This window comes from Collinsella sp. CLA-ER-H8, from assembly GCF_040092335.1.
GTDB lineage: Bacteria > Actinomycetota > Coriobacteriia > Coriobacteriales > Coriobacteriaceae > Collinsella.
Genome location: NZ_JBBNLU010000014.1, coordinates 1 through 15,743 on the forward strand (window position 1 = coordinate 1; position 15,743 = coordinate 15,743).

Genomic DNA, 15,743 nt, shown 5'->3' on the forward strand with positions numbered 1-15,743 from the left:
GGTCGAAGCGTAAGCCCCGGCGTTGGTGGAAATGGTGAAAATGCGTTGGCGTGATTGGGGAAATTGCGTTGGCGGAATCGGCTAAAGTGCGATGGCGAAATTGGTTGTTTTTACAGTAGCGCTAACAAGGACGAGCACGGCGGCGAGCGGCTTTCTAATCATCTGCCCTCCCGTCCTCGAAGCGGCAGAACCAGGCCAGAAGGACGGCGGCGGCTGCCAGGGCGAGCACGAGGCCAGCGAGCGCAGTCGTGAGGAGAGGGCCCGCCGCGCGTGCGGCGTCGATGAAGGCCTCCACCCCGAGCGACCCTAGGCGCGCGGGCCAGGCGAGCGGCACCCAGCTCAGGGGCGTCGCCAGGGCACCGGTGAGCTCGCCGGTCATGAGGCCGTGCGCAAGTCCGCCCACTGAGAAGAACGCGAGGAGCATTCCCGCCGCGCCGGCGCCGATGGCGGCGTTGCGGCCGAGGCGCAGGGCCACGCCGAGCCCCAGCGCGTAGAGGGGCAGGCTGCCCAGCACGATGCCCGCCCAGGCGGCCGCAAGCGGAGCGGGCCCGAGCGGCAGGCGCCCGGCGGCGGCGAGCACGGCCCCGAACACGCCGAGCGCCACGGCCAGCGCGCCCGCGCCGAGCGCCGCAAGGGCGAGCAGCTTCGCCGCGACGGCGCGCCCGCGCGAGGGGACCGCCGTGAGGTTGGCGAGGCGCCCGGCAGCGCGCTCCTCGTCTACGGCGAGCCCGCAGACGATGGCGGACATGAGCGGCATGAGGGCGCCGAGGAACTGGGCGTAGGCGTCCGCGCCCAGCGCCGGGTCCCATCGGGTAACGGAGAAGTACTCGCCGCAGGCAAGACCGGCTGCCAGGCCGCAGACGAGGTGCGCCGCCGTGAGTGGGGAGCGCGCTAGGCGCAGGGCCTCGGAGAGCAGGGCCCGCGGGAGAGTCATGCGCGGCGTCGGGTCGGGGAGTCGTGTCATGGCCATCACCTCTCCTCGGAGCGTGCGAACCAGGCCGCGCCCGCCGCCGTGAGCGCGGCGAACGCGAGCACACAGACCGCAAGGCCCGCCAGTGTGAGCATGCCGTCCGCCGCGAGCGCCCCGCCGAGCGCCATGTCCGCCGCGAGTGGCTCGCCGCTCGGCAGCACGGGGATGAAGCTCGTGGGGATGACCATGCTCGCCGACGGCGGAAAGAGCTGCGGCAGCGGTATCAGCGACCAGGCGAAACCACCCACGAGCTGCGCGGCGAGCGGGCAGAAGATGCCCGCGAGCATTCCGAGCCGCGCCGTGAGAAAGAGCCCTGCGGGGATCATCCACGCCGCGGTCACCGTGTTGGCGAGCGCGCAAAGGAGCATCGTGAGCGTGCCCGCGGCCGTGAGGCCCTGCGAGGAGAACGCCGAGCCCGCGAGGTAGATGCCGAAGACCACGAGGTTTGAGAGCGTGCAGAGCGCGAGGCACCAGAGCGCCTTGGCCCACCAGGCGCGCCCGAGCGGGAAGCCCAGGCCCAGAAGCCCCCGCATCCGCGTGCGCGCGTCCGCCCGCGCGACGCACGCCACCACGAGCGAGAGAGACACGGGCAGGAAGAGCGCGTACCAGTAGTTCCACGCGCTGAAGATCTGCACGCCTCGGTAGGGCATCGCGCCGAGCAGCGGCATCGGCAGCGCCATGAGCACGGCCAGGCGAACCGGTGCCGCGTGGCGCGACTTCAGGGCCTCGGCGCGCAGGCTCGCGAGCAGGCCGCCTTTCTCGCCCGTCATGCCGCCACCTCCCCGCGCGCTCGTCGCCCCTCCCGGCAGACGCTCATAAAGAGTTCCTCGAGGTCCTGCCCGGGTCGAAGCGCATCCTCGTAGGCGAGGCGCCCCCCGTAGATGATGCCGATGGTGTCCGCCATCTGCTGCACCTCGGAGAGGATGTGGCTCGAGACGATCACCGTCGTACCCGCCGCCGCGAAGCCGCGGATCTGGTCGCGCAGCTCTTCGATGCCGATGGGGTCGAGGCCGTTGGTGGGCTCGTCGAGCACGAGCAGGCGTGGCCGGGCGATTAGCGCCAGCGCGAGCCCCAGGCGCTGCCGCATGCCCATCGAGAAGCGCCCAGCGCGCTTCTTCCCGGTGTCCGCGAGGTCCACGGCGGCGAGCACCTCATCTACGCGGCTCTCGGGAAGGCCCAGCAGCGTGGTGCGCACGCGCAGGTTCTCGCGCGCGGTGAGGTTGGGGTAGAGCGGCGCCTCCTCGATGAGGCTGCCGATTGCGTAGAGGTCCTCGCGGCGCCAGGCGTGCCCGGCAAAGAGGATCTCCCCGGCCGTCGGCCGCAGCATCCCGCAGATCATCTTGAGCGTTGTCGACTTGCCGGCGCCGTTGGGGCCGAGCAGCCCGTACACCTCGCCCTCGCGGATATGAAGGCTCACGTCGGCCACGGCATCCTGCGCCTGGTCGCCGCGGCCGAAGCGCTTGGTGAGCCCGCGCGTCTCGAGCATGTAACCCATGGGTTCGTCCTTTCTCTTCCGGGCGCGCGGGCCGAGTCGCCGTGCCCGCGCGCCTTATCTTTCGGGTTCACCATCCATGGTGGGGCGCGTTTCTAACGAAGCTGTAACGGCCGTTGGGCTCTTTTGGCGCCAGCCCTTCTCGACCCGTACGCCACTCATGGTATGTTTATCGCGATAACAAGGACGGAGGTGCCCGTGGCACGCAATAAGTACCCGGAGGAGACGGTCGAGAAGATTCTCGACGTTGCCGAGCGGCCCTTTGTGGAGCGCGGCTACGAGCACACCACGATGATCTGAAGAGCAATACGCTAAATCGAAAAAGGCAATCGAAGCCGCGCCTGTGGACTTATCGAGGGCCGAGATTCCTGCCCCATCCATCGGCACCCAGCGGAAGGTCGTCGACATCCTCGACCGCTTCGACACCCTAACGAAATCGCTCACCGACGGTAGGATAAACCCCCATGAATATATGAATTGACCTGCTGACTCCAATGAAGATTGGAGGGTAACTGCCAGGGGTGACGGCCCAGCGAGTGTTATTTTGCGAGCTATGCGCATTGAAAGCGACCTTTCGTGGTATAAACTACTTGCCGGAAGCCGCGGCTTTCAGAGTACGGCTTACGTGTACGTTTAACCTCCGTGGGCGACGGGGTGCCGCAAGGCGTAGAATATCGCCCACCTGTAGGGGCCTGCAGCGATGCGGGCCCCGCTTCGTATGAAGGGGGCGTAACCGATGAAGATCGTATCCATCTCCCAGGACTTCTTCGACCTCGTCGAGGGCGACCGCGAGCTCATGCTTAAGCACAATCGCCCCTGCATCGTGGTGGTGAGGCTGCGTTTCCGCGGGAAGCGCAGGGACTTCGCCGTGCCGCTGCGTTCCAACATCGCCCCTAACGTGCCCAAAGACCAGTACTTTGCGTTGCCACCCCGCCCCACGACGCGCCCCGGCTGCCGCCACGGCATCCACTACATCAAGATGTTCCCCATAACCAAGGCCTACCAGCGCCGCTTCAGGACCGAGGGCTCGGCCTACTACGAGACGCTCCAGCGCATCATCGATGGCAACACCAAGCGCATTGTCTCCGAGTGCCAGGCGTACCTCGACCGCTACGAGCGCGAGGGAAGGCCTTGCTTTGCCGTCGACATCGACCGCATCGTGGGGCTGCTGGAGGGCGAGAAGTAGGGCACCTCGGCTCAGTCTTGAGCCATGCGGAGCCGCTCCGCATTTTTGAACGCCGCGTGTGCGTTCCAAATACTTGAGAAACAAGCTGTGAAGTGCGGTGGCGCGCACGTGCCCGTGCATAGCCGTCACCATCAGCGTCTACGCGGCGTCGGCTTCAAGTGGAACTGGCGCCGCTGCTGTATATGGTTTGCCTTGCTGCAAATAGCGATCAATGCCCGCGATGTTTCTGCTTGCGCTTCAACTTTCGCTGCTCGAAGCGCGTCTCCGCCTCATCCGCGCGACGCTGAATTCTTGCTTGAGCCGACTCCCGCTTCATCGCTTCCCGCTGTGCCGCGAGCGTCTGTTGTGCCTTGGTGCTCACCGCGGGCCGTTTAAGGGCTTTCGCTGCCTCGCGGGCGCGCCGCTTGGGGTTCTTCGCGGGCTTGCTTGTTTCAGTGACCTTGTCGCCGAAGAACGAGAGCTTCTCCCATTCGCTTGTAACGAATCGCAGGATCTCCTCATCGGACGGCTCCGCGCCGAAGACGATGCGGGCGACGCCGTACCTTCCGTCCTCGACATGCTCCGCCAGCCCGACCCAGAATTGACCGTCGTGATATACGGTCAGGGTGGACGACACGCTGATCTGCATGGTTGGTTCCTCCTTTATGTAGATGACCATGCAGAGAAGGGACAACCAAGGAGGCAGGTTACTGATGCGGACTAGCGCACGCCCACGACTACCCGACGGGGACTGTGTTTTCATCTCTGGTGGTTGGATTGTAGCACGTGCGAATGCGCCCGGCATCGCTGCTGACATGGTGCTACTGGGATTCGCTCCTTGATGCATCCTTGTGCACATTGCCTTCTCGGTTTCGAAACTTTAGAAATAATCGAGTTTCGAAACCGAGAAGGAGTGGATTATGGCTTGGGTAGACCGCAATGCGTACCGACTCCACCGTGTTGGAGAGGCTGGCCGAGTACATGATGGACAACTCCGGCAACCTCAACTCGCCCAACAACATCGCCAACGTCCTCGACGCCAACAGGGTTCCCACCAACCACGTCACCGTCGGGCGCTATATCTCGTACCTCCGCGACGCTTTCGCCTTCTATGAGGCGAAGCGCTACGACATCAAGGGGAAGAAGTACATCACTAACCGAAGAGGACTCCTCACCGAATTCCCTTGAGATCGGTCGGCATTATCGAGCGTGGGCGTTCTCGTAGATTTCTTTGATCTCTTCCGGCAAATTGTCGGGAATCAGCGCCTTCACTCTATCCTCGTTGCCATCTTGGATCGCCTGCTCGTAGTACCAGCATTTGAACCTCAGCATATCCAGCGCACGGTTCATGTTCGCGATCTCCGACTCCATGTGGGCCTTTCGCTCCTCAAACATGGCCTTGCGCTTGGGATATGTCGATGGGCCCTCCGCGCACCATTCCATGAACAGTCGGATGTCCTTAATCTCCATTCCAGCCTTCTTCAGGCATTCGATGACCCGAAGCGCCTCGAGTTCCGTATCGCCGAATCGGCGAATGCCGGACGTCCGTTCCAATTCCGGGAACAATCCCTGCTTGTCGTAATAGCGCAGCGTGGAAACGGGCAGACCGAACATATCCGCCACCTGTCCGATTGTGTACATGGCCCCTCCGAATAAATCTCGAATTCATTCCTTGACCTAAAGTCAGGTTTAGGTATTACCTTCATTCTCGTCAATACAAATCGGTAGCGCAAGGGGTGGTCCGTAATGGGCAAAACGGTTTTCGCCGGCGGCGTGAACGGCGTAGGCGAAATCGCTGGGCATCCTGCTCTTGAGCAAGCGCGACAAATGGACATGGGAATCTAGGCGGGCCACTTGGCCGCGCGTAAGCAGATTCGTGTCCAGAACCATCGACGGGAGGAAATCGATCATGGCAATTAAGCAGACAGCGGGCAGGGATGCCCTGGGGGACTTCGCTCCCAAATTCGCTCAGCTCAATGACGATGTGCTGTTCGGCGAGGTGTGGAGCCGAGAAGACGGGCTTTCCCTTCGAGACCGCAGCGTGGTGACGGTGGTTGCCCTTATGGCACAGGGGCTGACGGACTCTTCGTTCCGATATCATCTGATGTCCGCAAAGAACAACGGGGTGACCAGGGCTGAGATTGCGGAAATCCTTACGCATGCGGCGTTTTATGCGGGATGGCCCAAGGCGTGGGCGGCCTTTCGCATGGCGAAGGAGGTCTGGGCGGATAGCGATGCCGCTGATGCAAGAGCTAAGCATCAAAACAAAATGGCCTTTCCTATCGGTGCCCCCAACGCCGCATTTGCGAAGTACTTTATCGGGCAAAGCTACCTCGCGCCCCTTTCCACCGAGCAGGTTGGCGTCTACAACGTGACGTTCGAGCCCGGCTGCCGCAACAACTGGCACATCCATCACGCCAAAAACGGTGGGGGACAGATTCTCGTCTGCGTGGCTGGTCGAGGGTTTTACCAGGAATGGGGTAAACCGGCACAGGAGCTGCGCCCTGGCGACGTGGTAAATATTCCCGCGGGCGTAAAGCACTGGCACGGTGCGGCGCCTGACAGCTGGTTCTCCCATCTCGCGGTGGAAGTTCCGGGTGAGGAGACCTACAACGAGTGGTTGGAGCCCGTGGACGACGAGCAATACCTTAAAGCGACTGACAAGGAGGCTTAGGCATGGAGCAGTTGAAACTGACGCAGGAATGGGACAAGGTGTTCCCCAAAAACGACAAGGTCGAGCACAGCAAGGTGACCTTCCACAATCGATACGGCATCACGCTGGCTGCCGACGTCTACGTGCCTAAGAACGCGGAAGGCAAGCTGCCCGCCATCGCCGTCAGTGGCCCGTTTGGCGCGGTGAAGGAGCAGTCCTCCGGCCTGTACGCGCAGAAGATGGCGGAGCTGGGCTTCTTCACAATCGCTTTCGACCCGTCCTATACCGGCGAGAGCGGCGGCACGCCCCGCTATGTAGCATCGCCGGACATCAACACCGAGGACTTCTGCGCAGCGGTGGATTTCCTCTCTGTGCAGGAAAACGTCGACCCGGAGCGTATCGGCATCATCGGTATCTGCGGTTGGGGCGGCATGGCAGTCAGTGCGGCAGCCATCGACGCCCGTATCAAAGCTACCGCGGCTATGACCATGTACGACATGGCCCGCGTGACCGCAAACGGCTATTTTGACGCCGAGGATTCCGAGCAGGCACGCTTTGAAAAGCGGAAAGCGTTGAACGCACAGCGCACCGAGGACTATAAAAACGGCAGCTATGCGCTGGCGGGCGGCGTGGTCGATCCACTACCGGAGGATGCGCCGCAGTTTGTAGCGGACTATTACGCCTACTACAAAACTCCGCGAGGCTACCATCCCCGCAGCCTGAACTCCAACGGTGGCTGGAATATGACGTCCTCGCTGTCGTTCTTGAATATGCCGATTTTGCAATACAGCAGCGAAATTCGCTCTGCGGTACTGCTGGTGCATGGCGAGAAGGCGCACTCCCGCTATTTCAGCGAAACCGCGTACAGTAAGCTGACTGGGGATAACAAGGAATTGCTCATTATTCCTGGTGCCAACCACACCGACCTCTACGATCAGATGGACATCATTCCGTTTGGAAAGCTGAAGGCATTCTTTGAGGAATATCTGAAATAAGGCACACCTTGCTTTTTACTTATTAACGGTCATGCATTTAGCGAGGACGGTTTGCGGCAAGACGCCTCGCCGCGCTACTAGTCGCCGCCTCGCGCCGCCGAGAGCAAGGCACCCAAGTCTGCCTGGATCGCCTCTGCTTTGCTTCCAAGCTGCAGCGGAGCCGAATCGCCCGAGATGTTCACGCTCAGCAGGTGCGCATCCGGCAGCTTTGCGGTCATGCTCCAGAACGGGAGTGTAATGATGCCGGGGGTCATCTCGCCCACGCCGAGCTCCAGCAATAGCACGCGGCTACTACCGCGCTCGCGCACGAAGCGCTCGTATCGTTCGAGATTCTCGCGCCATACCGTGCCCAGCAAAAACGTGTCGTCTCGCACCCACGGCACAAGCTGCCAGCCGCAGTGCGGGCATCGGGGGACATCATCGCTGCGGATCTCGAAGCCCGCACTGCCCACGTGGTTGTAATGATTGGCGTGAAGGCGGCCGTTGGAAAGAAACTCATTTCCGTGGGGAAGAAACTTCTCGGTGAGTAAAGCCCATCGGAGCGGGGATAGAGCTTTGTCTGCGGGGTACGAAATGCTGGCTAGCGGTTGCGACGCCTTGTTGCGGAAATGCCAACTGCCGCGACTACACCACCGGCAACATTCAGGGCTGCCGCTATCGCGCTGTTGTCGCCCGTCGCGGGTAGGGTGGTCTCGGCTGGTTTAACTGCCGTTACTGCCTTGGTGGAAACGGGATTTGCCGCGGGCTTTTCTGTCTTGGGCTGCGGTGTGGGCTCGGGTTTGGTTTCCGGTTCGGGTTTGACCTCTGGGCTCGGCTTAACACTTGGATCGGGTTTGGAATCGCTCGTATCGGTTGCAATCAAGTGCACGTCGCTGTCGAAGATGTAACGGATGTAGTAATCGTGCCGCGTCTCGTGCATAATCCCCTGCCCGCTGTCGAAGTCGCGGTCAACGTGTGTGCCAAGGCGGGTTGAGCTGGTGAGGTTCAGTCTGTAAGGGATTTGGTCGTCGGCGTAGCCGCCTGTAAAGACAGCGGTTGCTCTAACGTGATTGTCGATCATGGTCAGGGCAATAGAGACGCCGGCCTCTTTGGGGTTCTCGGTTTTTATAAGGCCTTCGGTATCGGTGTCGATCTTGAAGAGATGGACGGTGTCGTTAAGCCCGTAGATGAAGTCCTCGGGTTTGTCGGGGAAATCGTATGCAAACGCCTCATTCTGGACCAACATGAAGGCGGGAGGGAGCTCCAGGTCATAGTTATGGTCGACAACGGTGGTAGCTGTGAGGCTGCCTTCTGCGTTGGCTTCGTCGCAGGTAATGGGTGCTGCGACATCGGTTTCGGGCATTTCTGTCGCCAGTGCTGCGCAGGGTAGCAAAAGCAGTCCTGCCACAAGAATGCTTACTCCGAAGGCGGCGACTCTGGCGCCTGCATGACGCTTGACGTCGCGGATAGACAGGCCAGTCCGTTTGTTATGGGTCTGCGGTGCAACATGCTGTCCATACATAAGACGCTCCTTATTCGTAGGCCGATTTCCGCGGATCTATATTGCGCCTGGCCGATGCGGCTAGGCTCTTTCACGCGAACGCTTACGCGAGCGGGGAGAAAGCTCAAACTAATTTTCCCACAGTCGATACTTTGCGAGCAACGATTTGCTGTTCAATTCTCGGAGAGAAAATCAAGACAGTCGAGGAGTTATCAGGCAATGAGATTGTGTCTAGAGAACACGAACAAGAGATGTGGTCTGCAGACGACTGAATAGCTCCATCTGTTTTGGTTACAACGAAATACGTGCCGCGCGCCTGCGGCATGAAGAAGGGAGATTCCTATGAATATCGTTGTATTGAGTGGTAGCCCGCGCAAGGGCGCCAATACCGACACCATGGTCGAGGCGTTTGCCGAGACCGCGCGCGAGGCCGGCCATACAGTCGAGGTCATCCGCGTTGCCAGCAAGAAGATTGCTGGTTGCCTGGGATGCCAGTACTGCTTTACCCATGAGGGCACCTGTGTGCAGAAGGATGACATGACCAACGTGATTGAGCCGCTGAAAGGCGCCGACATGGTTGTCTTCGCTTCGCCTATCTACTGGTTTGATATCACCGCGCAGGAGAAGGCCGCCATCGACCGCCTGTACGCCTTCGGTGCTACGGGCTTCCCGTTCACCAAGACGGCCCTTTTACTCGATAGTCACAGTGAGGGCGTCTATGATGCGGCGATCGCTATGTACAAGTCAACCTGCGCGTACTGCAAGTGGGAGGACCAGGGCATTGTCACCGTTAGCGGTATGACCGAGCGCGACAGCATGGCATCGTCGCCCAAGTTGGAGGAGGTGCGAGAGCTCGCTCGCAAGCTCTCTTAAGGCAAGAAGAACGCATGGCAATCGGTGTTGGTGGAAATGCTTGCTGTCCTTACCAAGAGGATTACTGATTGCCATGCGTTGATGTCCTTATGGACAATCTCCGCGTGCTAGGAGACTTTCTCGCTCAGGAACTCCCTGAATGCGGGGATGTCAAAGCCAACGAGACCACGCCCACGTTCCCCGATGACGCCGTCCTCGAGAAGGCGGCGTTTGTATTGGCTTGCGTAGTTGCTGGCGACGCCCATGCGTTTGGCTATCTCCGAGACCCTGCTGGGGCCAGAATCGGGCAGCATCGCGAGTAAAAACTCAATGTCTTTATCGGAAAGCTCTCGATAGGTCGTTTCGAGAATGCGATCACGCAGCTCCATGCGTGCGAGTAGGGAACCCTGCTGGACATCGGATGCACTGATTTGGGGCGAGTTCTCCGAAACATCCCAAGTGCGATATCCGACGAGCTGCATCATGTAGGGGAATCCGTCGACGGCCTTCACAGCATTCTCGAGCGCTTCTGGTGTGATTGAACGTCCTCCGGCCTCAACGGTTTTGCGAAACGCGTTTGCAATTTCAACGTCAGTGATTCGTCCTAACTGATGATATTGGGAACGCCTGAGGAACGAGACGGAATCGTTACGCAGCAACGCCGATACTTTGTAGGGCAGTCCTGCCATGAGTAGGGCAACTTTTTTACCTTCGCGTACAAAGTGCTGGTAAACAGAGGCAAATTGAAGCATTTCTTCGAGATCGACGGTGACTTCATCGATGGTAATGAGAAGTCCGATGTCATGTTTTTCGAGTTGCTTAAAGATGCCATTCATGCGTGTGCGCCAGTTGCCCTGGACCTCTTGAGCATATGTCCAATCGATGCCCACTGGACCAATTTGAACGCCGTTTATGCGCGCATGAGGCTGTGAGAGGTAGCTATCTGCGGCTTCTTTGGTTCGCTCGATAATATCTTCGAGCATGCCTGGCATGGCGGAGACATTTGCTGCGATCCAACCGTGTTCAAGCGCCGTTTCTGAAAGGAGCGAGAGAAGCGCCGTCTTGCCCGTTCCCCTTGCGCCCGTAAAAATGGTCGACAGGTTGGGATCTCCCGGGCCGTTGATAAAGCCACGGTTGATGTCACGCAGAATATGCTCGCGACCCGCTAGAAAGGGAGGGACGCTTCCGAACGTCGGGGTAAAGGGGTTCTTGCTGTACTCCATGGTGACTCCTTTGCAAGTTTTGCTAATTTTTGCAAGTTTTGCTAATTTTTGCAAGTTTTGCTAAGAGCTGACCAAAGGGCATCGAAGCAGTGACGCTGACATTTTTTACGCAGAAAAATAAGCAGAAATCAATTTATCTGCGTTAAAAAATAGTTGAGAAGAAAAACGACGAGTCCCGGGCGCAATGCCGTTGCGTTCCGGGCCTCGTCGCTTTGAGAAGTATCTAACGGTCTCGTTGCCGTGGCACCTAGTCAAACAGGCTCGGCATGTCGTTTTCCTTCATGAGGGCACCGGCAGAAGGCAGGCTCTGTGCGGTGAACTTCTCGGCCGAGACGCCGGCGCCAAGAATCTCCTCGGTTGTGCCGACGGTGGTGACCGAGCGGCCCTTCTTGGCCGTAAAGGCTTGGACGCCCTGCGTGTTGGTTGTCGTCTTGGTCTTGAGTAGCGACGTGTTGAAGTTCATCAAGCGATAGTCGCTCGAGACCAGCGCGATGTCGCGATCTTCCTTGAGCACCTGTGCATACAGCAGTTTGCTGCCGCCGTAGATGGCGTTCTTGAGGCGCTTGCGGTTGGTCTTGGTGACGTATCCAGAAAGCGCGACGCGCACCACGCGGCCGTTCTCAAAGACGAACAGCACGTCGGCCTTGTAGTCCTCGGGGTCGATGACCCAGATGACGCTCTCGTCGGGTTCCATCTCGAGGTCGGTGGGCAGATACGAGCCCAGCTGGGCCGACTTGGTGTCCTCAAACGCCGCAACCTTGCACTTGTATACCTGGCTCTTGTTGGTAAAGACCAGCAGCTCGTGGGTGTTGGAGGACGGAAACTCGATAAAGGGTTTGTCGCCGTCTTTGTACTTGAGCGTAGTGGCCTTCTTGAGCACGCGGTCCGTCATCTTCTTAAGGTAGCCATCGCGCGAAAGCATGATGGTAACCGGGTACTCCTCGACCTCGGGCTCCAAGCTTACCTCGATAACCTCGTGGGGCTCGATCCTGCCCGTGCGGCGCGGCATCACGTACTTCTTGTTGACCGCGGCCAGCTCGTCGCTGATGACCTTCTTGATGTTCTCCTCGCTGGAGAGGATCTCCTCAAGCTCGGCAATCTCGCCCTCAAGCTTTGCAATGTCCTTGGTGCGGTTGAGGATGTACTCCTCGTTGATGTTGCGGAGCTTGAGCTCGGCAACAAACTCGGCCTGGGTCTCGTCGATGTCGAAGCCGCGCATAAGGTTGGGCACGACCTCGGCCTCGAGCTTGGTGCCACGGATGATGGCGATCGCCTTGTCGATGTCGAGCAGGATCGCCTCGAGGCCGTGCAGTAGGTGCAGGCGCTCGGACTTTTTCCCTAGGTCGAAGTTAATGCGGCGACGCGTAGACTCAATACGCCACTTGACCCACTCGTGCAAGATTTGGCGCACGCCCATAACGCGGGGGTAGCCGTCGACCAGTACGTTAAAGTTGCACGAGAACGAATCCTGCAGCGTGGTCGAGCGATAGAGCTTAGCCATGAGCTTGTCGGGGTCGACACCGCGCTTAAGGTCGATGGCGATGCGCAGGCCCGAAAGGTCGGTCTCGTCGCGAATGTCTGCGATCTCCTTGACCTTGCCCTCCTTGGAGAGCTTGACGATGCGCTCGATGATGACATCGGTCTTGGTGGTGTAGGGAATCTCGTACACCTCGATGATGCGCTCTTCAGGAATCCAACGCCAGCGGGAGCGAATCTGGAAGCTGCCAAGGCCGGTCTCGATGATCTTTTCCATCTCCTCGCGGCGGTAGATAATTTCGCCACCGGTCGAGAAGTCGGGCATGGGCATATATTCGAGCAGGTCGCAGTCGGGATCCTTGAGGTAGTGCATGGTGGCGGTGCAGACCTCGTTGAGGTTGAAACCGCAGATGTCGGACGCCATGGCGACGCCGATGCCCTTGTTGGCCGAGACAAGGATGTTGGGGAACGTGGTGGGCAGCAGGCGCGGCTCCTTCATAGCGCCGTCGTAGCTGTCAACGAAGTCGACCGGGTCCTTGTCGATGTCCTTGAAGATCTCGGCGCTGATGGGGGAGAGCTTGGCTTCGGTATAACGCGAGGCGGCGTAGCTCAAGTCGCCCGAATAATACTTGCCAAAGTTGCCCTTCGACTCAACGAACGGCGCGAGCAGCGCCTCGTTGCCGGTGGCCAGGCGCACCATCGTCTCGTAAATCGCGGCGTCGCCGTGCGGGTTGAGCTTCATGGTCTGGCCCACGATGTTGGCGCTCTTCTGGCGCTCGCCCTTGAGCAGACCCATCTTGTACATGGTGTAGAGCAGCTTGCGGTGCGAGGGCTTAAAGCCGTCAATCTCGGGGAATGCACGCGAGACGTTGACGCTCATGGCGTAGGGCATGTAGTTGACCTCGAGCGTCTGCGTGATCGGCTGGTCGGTGACCTCGGAGTGCAGGCCAATGACGTTCTCGGCGTTGACCTGCTTTTTCTTTGGCTGGTTCTTCGTCTTCTTCTTTGCCACGATTTCCTCTTGAACTTCTTGTGGGCCGTCGTTATCGATTTGCTGCTATTGCAGGTCCAGCTGGTCCAGGTATTCCTTGCCGTGCTCGGAGATATGGCGCTTGCGGCCTGCCTCGTCGTTGCCCAGCAAAAGGTTGAACATGGTTTCCATCTTGGTGACGTCCTCGGGCTCCACCTTGATCAGGCGACGCGTCTCGGGGTTCATGGTGGTGAGCCACATCATGTCCGGATCGTTCTCACCAAGACCCTTGGAGCGGTTGATGGAACACTTCTGGTCGCCGATCTCCTTAAGGATGTCGTTCTTCTCGAGCTCGGTGTAGGCAAAGTAGGTCTTTTCTTTGCAGTTGATCTCGTAGAGCGGCGACTCGGCGATATATACGTAGCCCTCGTCGATAAGTGTGGGCACCAGGCGATAGAGCATGGTGAGCACGAGCGTGCGGATGTGATACCCGTCGACGTCGGCATCCGTACAAATGATGACCTTGTTCCAGTTGAGGTTGTCTAGGTCAAAGGCGCCGAGGTTCTTGATGCGCTTGTCTTTGATCTCCACGCCGCAGCCCAGCACGCGCATGAGGTCCATGATGATGTCGGACTTAAAGATGCGCGGATAGTCCTCCTTCAGGCAGTTGAGAATCTTGCCGCGGACGGGCATAACGCCCTGGAACTCGGCATCGCGCGAGGTGCGAATGGCGCCTGCTGCCGAGTCGCCCTCTACGATGTAGATCTCGCGACGGTTCTTGTCCTTGGAGCGGCAGTCGATGAACTTCTGCACGCGGTTGGCCATATCGGTCTTCTGCTGCAGGTTGGTTTTGATGCTCTGGCGCGTCTTCTCGGCATTCTCGCGTGAACGCTTGTTGATGAGCACCTGCTCCATAATCTTATTGGCGGCGTCCTTGTTCTCGATCAAGTAGGTCGAGAGGCGCTCCTTAAAGAATGCCGTCATGGCCTGCTGGATAAAGCGGTTGTTGATGGCCTTCTTAGTCTGGTTTTCGTAAGACGTCTGGGTGGAGAAGCAGTTGGTCACTAGTACCAGACAGTCCTGGACGTCCTGCCACTTAATGCCGCTCTCGTTTTTGTTGTATTTGCCCTGTTGCTTAATGTAGGCATCGATGGCGCTGGTCAAAGCGCTGCGGGCGGCCTTCTCGGGCGAACCGCCGTTCTCGAGCCAGGAGGAGTTGTGGTAGTACTCCTGCATCGTGAAGGTGCGCGAGAAGCACATGCACGCGGTGATCTTTACATTGTAGTCGGGCAGGTCCTCGCGGTCGCGACCGCGGCGGTCGGCCTCGATAAAGAAAGGCTCGGTAAGGTAGTCGGTACCGACCTTCTCGAGCACATAGTCCTCGATGCCCTTGGGGTAGCAAAAGTCCTCTTCGGAAAACTCGCCATCGTCGCCCTCGATGCGCAGGCGGAAGGTCACGTTGGCGTTGACCACGGCCTGACGGCGCATGGTCTCGCGATACCAATCGTGGGGAATGCTAATCGAGGTAAAGACCTCAAGATCGGGGCGCCACTTGATAGTGGTGCCGGTGCGGTTCTCGTCGCTAGGCTCAATCTCGAGTGCCTTCTTTTTGGCGCCGACGACCTTGCCCTTCTTAAAGTGTAAGGAGTACTTGTTGCCGTCACGCCAGACGGTGACGTCCATGTACTCGGAAGCGTACTGGGTCGCGCACGAGCCCAGGCCGTTGGTGCCGAGCGAGAAGTCGTAGTCGCCGCCCTGGTTGTTGTTATACTTGCCGCCGGCATAGAGCTCGCAAAAGACAAGTTCCCAGTTAAAGCGTTTCTCGGAGGGGTTCCAGTCGAGCGGGCAGCCGCGGCCGTTGTCCTCTACCTGAATGGAGCCATCGCGAAAGGCGGTAAGGGTGATGAGCTTGCCGTAGCCCTGGCGCGCCTCGTCAACGGCGTTGGACAGAATCTCGAAGGCGGCATGCGCGCAGCCGTCGAGTCCGTCCGAGCCAAAGATGACGGCGGGGCGCAGGCGTACGCGCTCCTCGTCCTTGAGCTGGCGGATACTGTCGTTACCATAGTTTGCGGTGTTTTTTGCCATACTCGCTCTCTCGGTGCTCCTTTGCTGCGTTTAAGTCATATAGATAGTCAAGGTAGCATAGCCCAGCCCATAGGCGATTCCAACCAACACGAAATCCATCGAACAATCGTTCGAACTTAGGCTGAAAAGAGCTCACTCGCACAAAACCGAGTCGGTTTTGTCCGAGTAAGTTTGAAGACGGCCGAATGTGTCTTGCTGCGTTTGCGGTTGGATACGTTGTCGAAGACGTGTCGTGCGGATTGTTGGCGAAAAGACGGCGTGCCAAGCTCGAGGCAGAACTCGACTCCACTGACGATATCTAATGCGTAATGGGCTGGCTCTGGGTATCCAGAACCAGCCCATTTGATGTTCGATGAGCCGGGTCGGCGTCTCTCGCAAAGGT

The 15,743-nt window shown here is 59.3% G+C and carries 15 protein-coding genes and 1 pseudogene; 6 read left to right on the forward strand and 10 right to left on the reverse strand.

What is annotated here, in order from left to right:
* Positions 1-154 precede the first annotated feature (154 nt).
* The 3 genes from AAAX72_RS08175 to AAAX72_RS08185 are packed head-to-tail and all read right to left on the reverse strand — an operon-like array spanning position 155 to position 2,465.
* Positions 155-970, reverse strand: coding sequence for a lantibiotic ABC transporter permease (locus AAAX72_RS08175; protein ID WP_349129913.1), 816 nt, complete (start codon positions 968-970; stop codon positions 155-157).
* The gene (locus tag AAAX72_RS08180) at positions 970-1,740 is read right to left on the reverse strand and encodes a hypothetical protein (protein WP_349129915.1); all 771 of its coding nucleotides are present in this window, start codon (positions 1,738-1,740) and stop codon (positions 970-972) included. Before AAAX72_RS08180 ends, AAAX72_RS08175 begins: the two co-directional genes overlap by 1 nt.
* On the reverse strand, positions 1,737-2,465 hold the full coding sequence (locus AAAX72_RS08185) for a lantibiotic protection ABC transporter ATP-binding protein (RefSeq protein ID WP_035136943.1): 729 nt from the start codon (positions 2,463-2,465) through the stop codon (positions 1,737-1,739). The genes AAAX72_RS08180 and AAAX72_RS08185 overlap by 4 nt, the downstream gene beginning before the upstream one ends.
* A 195-nt stretch (positions 2,466-2,660) precedes the next feature.
* Here AAAX72_RS08185 and AAAX72_RS08190 point away from each other — a divergent pair.
* Together AAAX72_RS08190 and AAAX72_RS08195 are read left to right on the forward strand one after the other, a co-directional pair.
* Positions 2,661-2,756, forward strand: a pseudogene (locus AAAX72_RS08190) (TetR/AcrR family transcriptional regulator); the annotation flags it as partial.
* 442 nt (positions 2,757-3,198) lie between these two features.
* Positions 3,199-3,648: a hypothetical protein gene (locus tag AAAX72_RS08195; RefSeq protein WP_052044022.1), complete on the forward strand. Its 450-nt coding sequence runs from the start codon at positions 3,199-3,201 to the stop codon at positions 3,646-3,648.
* Between the two features lie 208 nt (positions 3,649-3,856).
* On the opposite strand, the gene AAAX72_RS08200 is transcribed toward AAAX72_RS08195, so the two are convergent.
* Positions 3,857-4,276, reverse strand: a complete 420-nt coding sequence (locus AAAX72_RS08200; protein ID WP_349129917.1) for a YjdF family protein — start codon at positions 4,274-4,276, stop codon at positions 3,857-3,859.
* Between the two features lie 290 nt (positions 4,277-4,566).
* On the opposite strand from AAAX72_RS08200, the gene AAAX72_RS08205 reads away from it, so the two are divergent.
* Positions 4,567-4,815, forward strand: coding sequence for a hypothetical protein (locus AAAX72_RS08205; RefSeq protein ID WP_349129919.1), 249 nt, complete (start codon positions 4,567-4,569; stop codon positions 4,813-4,815).
* Positions 4,816-4,827: 12 nt separating this feature from the next.
* Here the strand turns inward: AAAX72_RS08205 and AAAX72_RS08210 are convergent, their stop codons facing one another.
* Positions 4,828-5,268 carry a MerR family transcriptional regulator gene (locus tag AAAX72_RS08210; protein ID WP_349129921.1) on the reverse strand — a complete coding sequence of 147 codons (441 nt, stop codon included), beginning with the start codon at positions 5,266-5,268 and terminating at the stop codon, positions 4,828-4,830.
* Positions 5,269-5,536: 268 nt separating this feature from the next.
* Here AAAX72_RS08210 and AAAX72_RS08215 point away from each other — a divergent pair, with 268 nt between their 5' ends.
* The gene (locus tag AAAX72_RS08215; RefSeq protein ID WP_349129923.1) at positions 5,537-6,301 is read left to right on the forward strand and encodes a carboxymuconolactone decarboxylase family protein; all 765 of its coding nucleotides are present in this window, start codon (positions 5,537-5,539) and stop codon (positions 6,299-6,301) included.
* A gap of 2 nt (positions 6,302-6,303) precedes the next feature.
* Positions 6,304-7,275, forward strand: coding sequence for an alpha/beta hydrolase (locus tag AAAX72_RS08220; protein ID WP_349129925.1), 972 nt, complete (start codon positions 6,304-6,306; stop codon positions 7,273-7,275).
* A gap of 77 nt (positions 7,276-7,352) precedes the next feature.
* Here AAAX72_RS08220 and AAAX72_RS08225 read toward each other — a convergent pair whose 3' ends face one another.
* Positions 7,353-7,727 carry a hypothetical protein gene (locus tag AAAX72_RS08225; protein WP_349129927.1) on the reverse strand — a complete coding sequence of 125 codons (375 nt, stop codon included), beginning with the start codon at positions 7,725-7,727 and terminating at the stop codon, positions 7,353-7,355.
* Positions 7,728-7,855: 128 nt separating this feature from the next.
* Positions 7,856-8,776, reverse strand: coding sequence for a hypothetical protein (locus AAAX72_RS08230; RefSeq protein WP_349129928.1), 921 nt, complete (start codon positions 8,774-8,776; stop codon positions 7,856-7,858).
* A gap of 321 nt (positions 8,777-9,097) precedes the next feature.
* Here AAAX72_RS08230 and AAAX72_RS08235 point away from each other — a divergent pair, with 321 nt between their 5' ends.
* Complete coding sequence (locus AAAX72_RS08235; protein ID WP_349129929.1) at positions 9,098-9,628, forward strand: flavodoxin family protein; 531 nt, start codon at positions 9,098-9,100, stop codon at positions 9,626-9,628.
* 107 nt (positions 9,629-9,735) lie between these two features.
* On the opposite strand, the gene AAAX72_RS08240 is transcribed toward AAAX72_RS08235, so the two are convergent.
* The 3 genes from AAAX72_RS08240 to AAAX72_RS08250 all read right to left on the reverse strand — a co-directional run bounded on the left by AAAX72_RS08240 (position 9,736) and on the right by AAAX72_RS08250 (position 15,361).
* Entirely contained in the window at positions 9,736-10,830 is a 1,095-nt protein-coding gene (locus AAAX72_RS08240) for an ATP-binding protein (RefSeq protein WP_349129931.1), read from the reverse strand.
* A gap of 247 nt (positions 10,831-11,077) precedes the next feature.
* Positions 11,078-13,318, reverse strand: coding sequence for a DNA gyrase subunit A (locus AAAX72_RS08245; RefSeq protein WP_349129933.1), 2,241 nt, complete (start codon positions 13,316-13,318; stop codon positions 11,078-11,080).
* Positions 13,319-13,363: 45 nt separating this feature from the next.
* Positions 13,364-15,361 (reverse strand): toprim domain-containing protein, encoded by a 1,998-nt coding sequence (locus AAAX72_RS08250; RefSeq protein ID WP_349129935.1) that lies wholly within the window; start codon positions 15,359-15,361, stop codon positions 13,364-13,366.
* Positions 15,362-15,743: the final 382 nt, after the last annotated feature.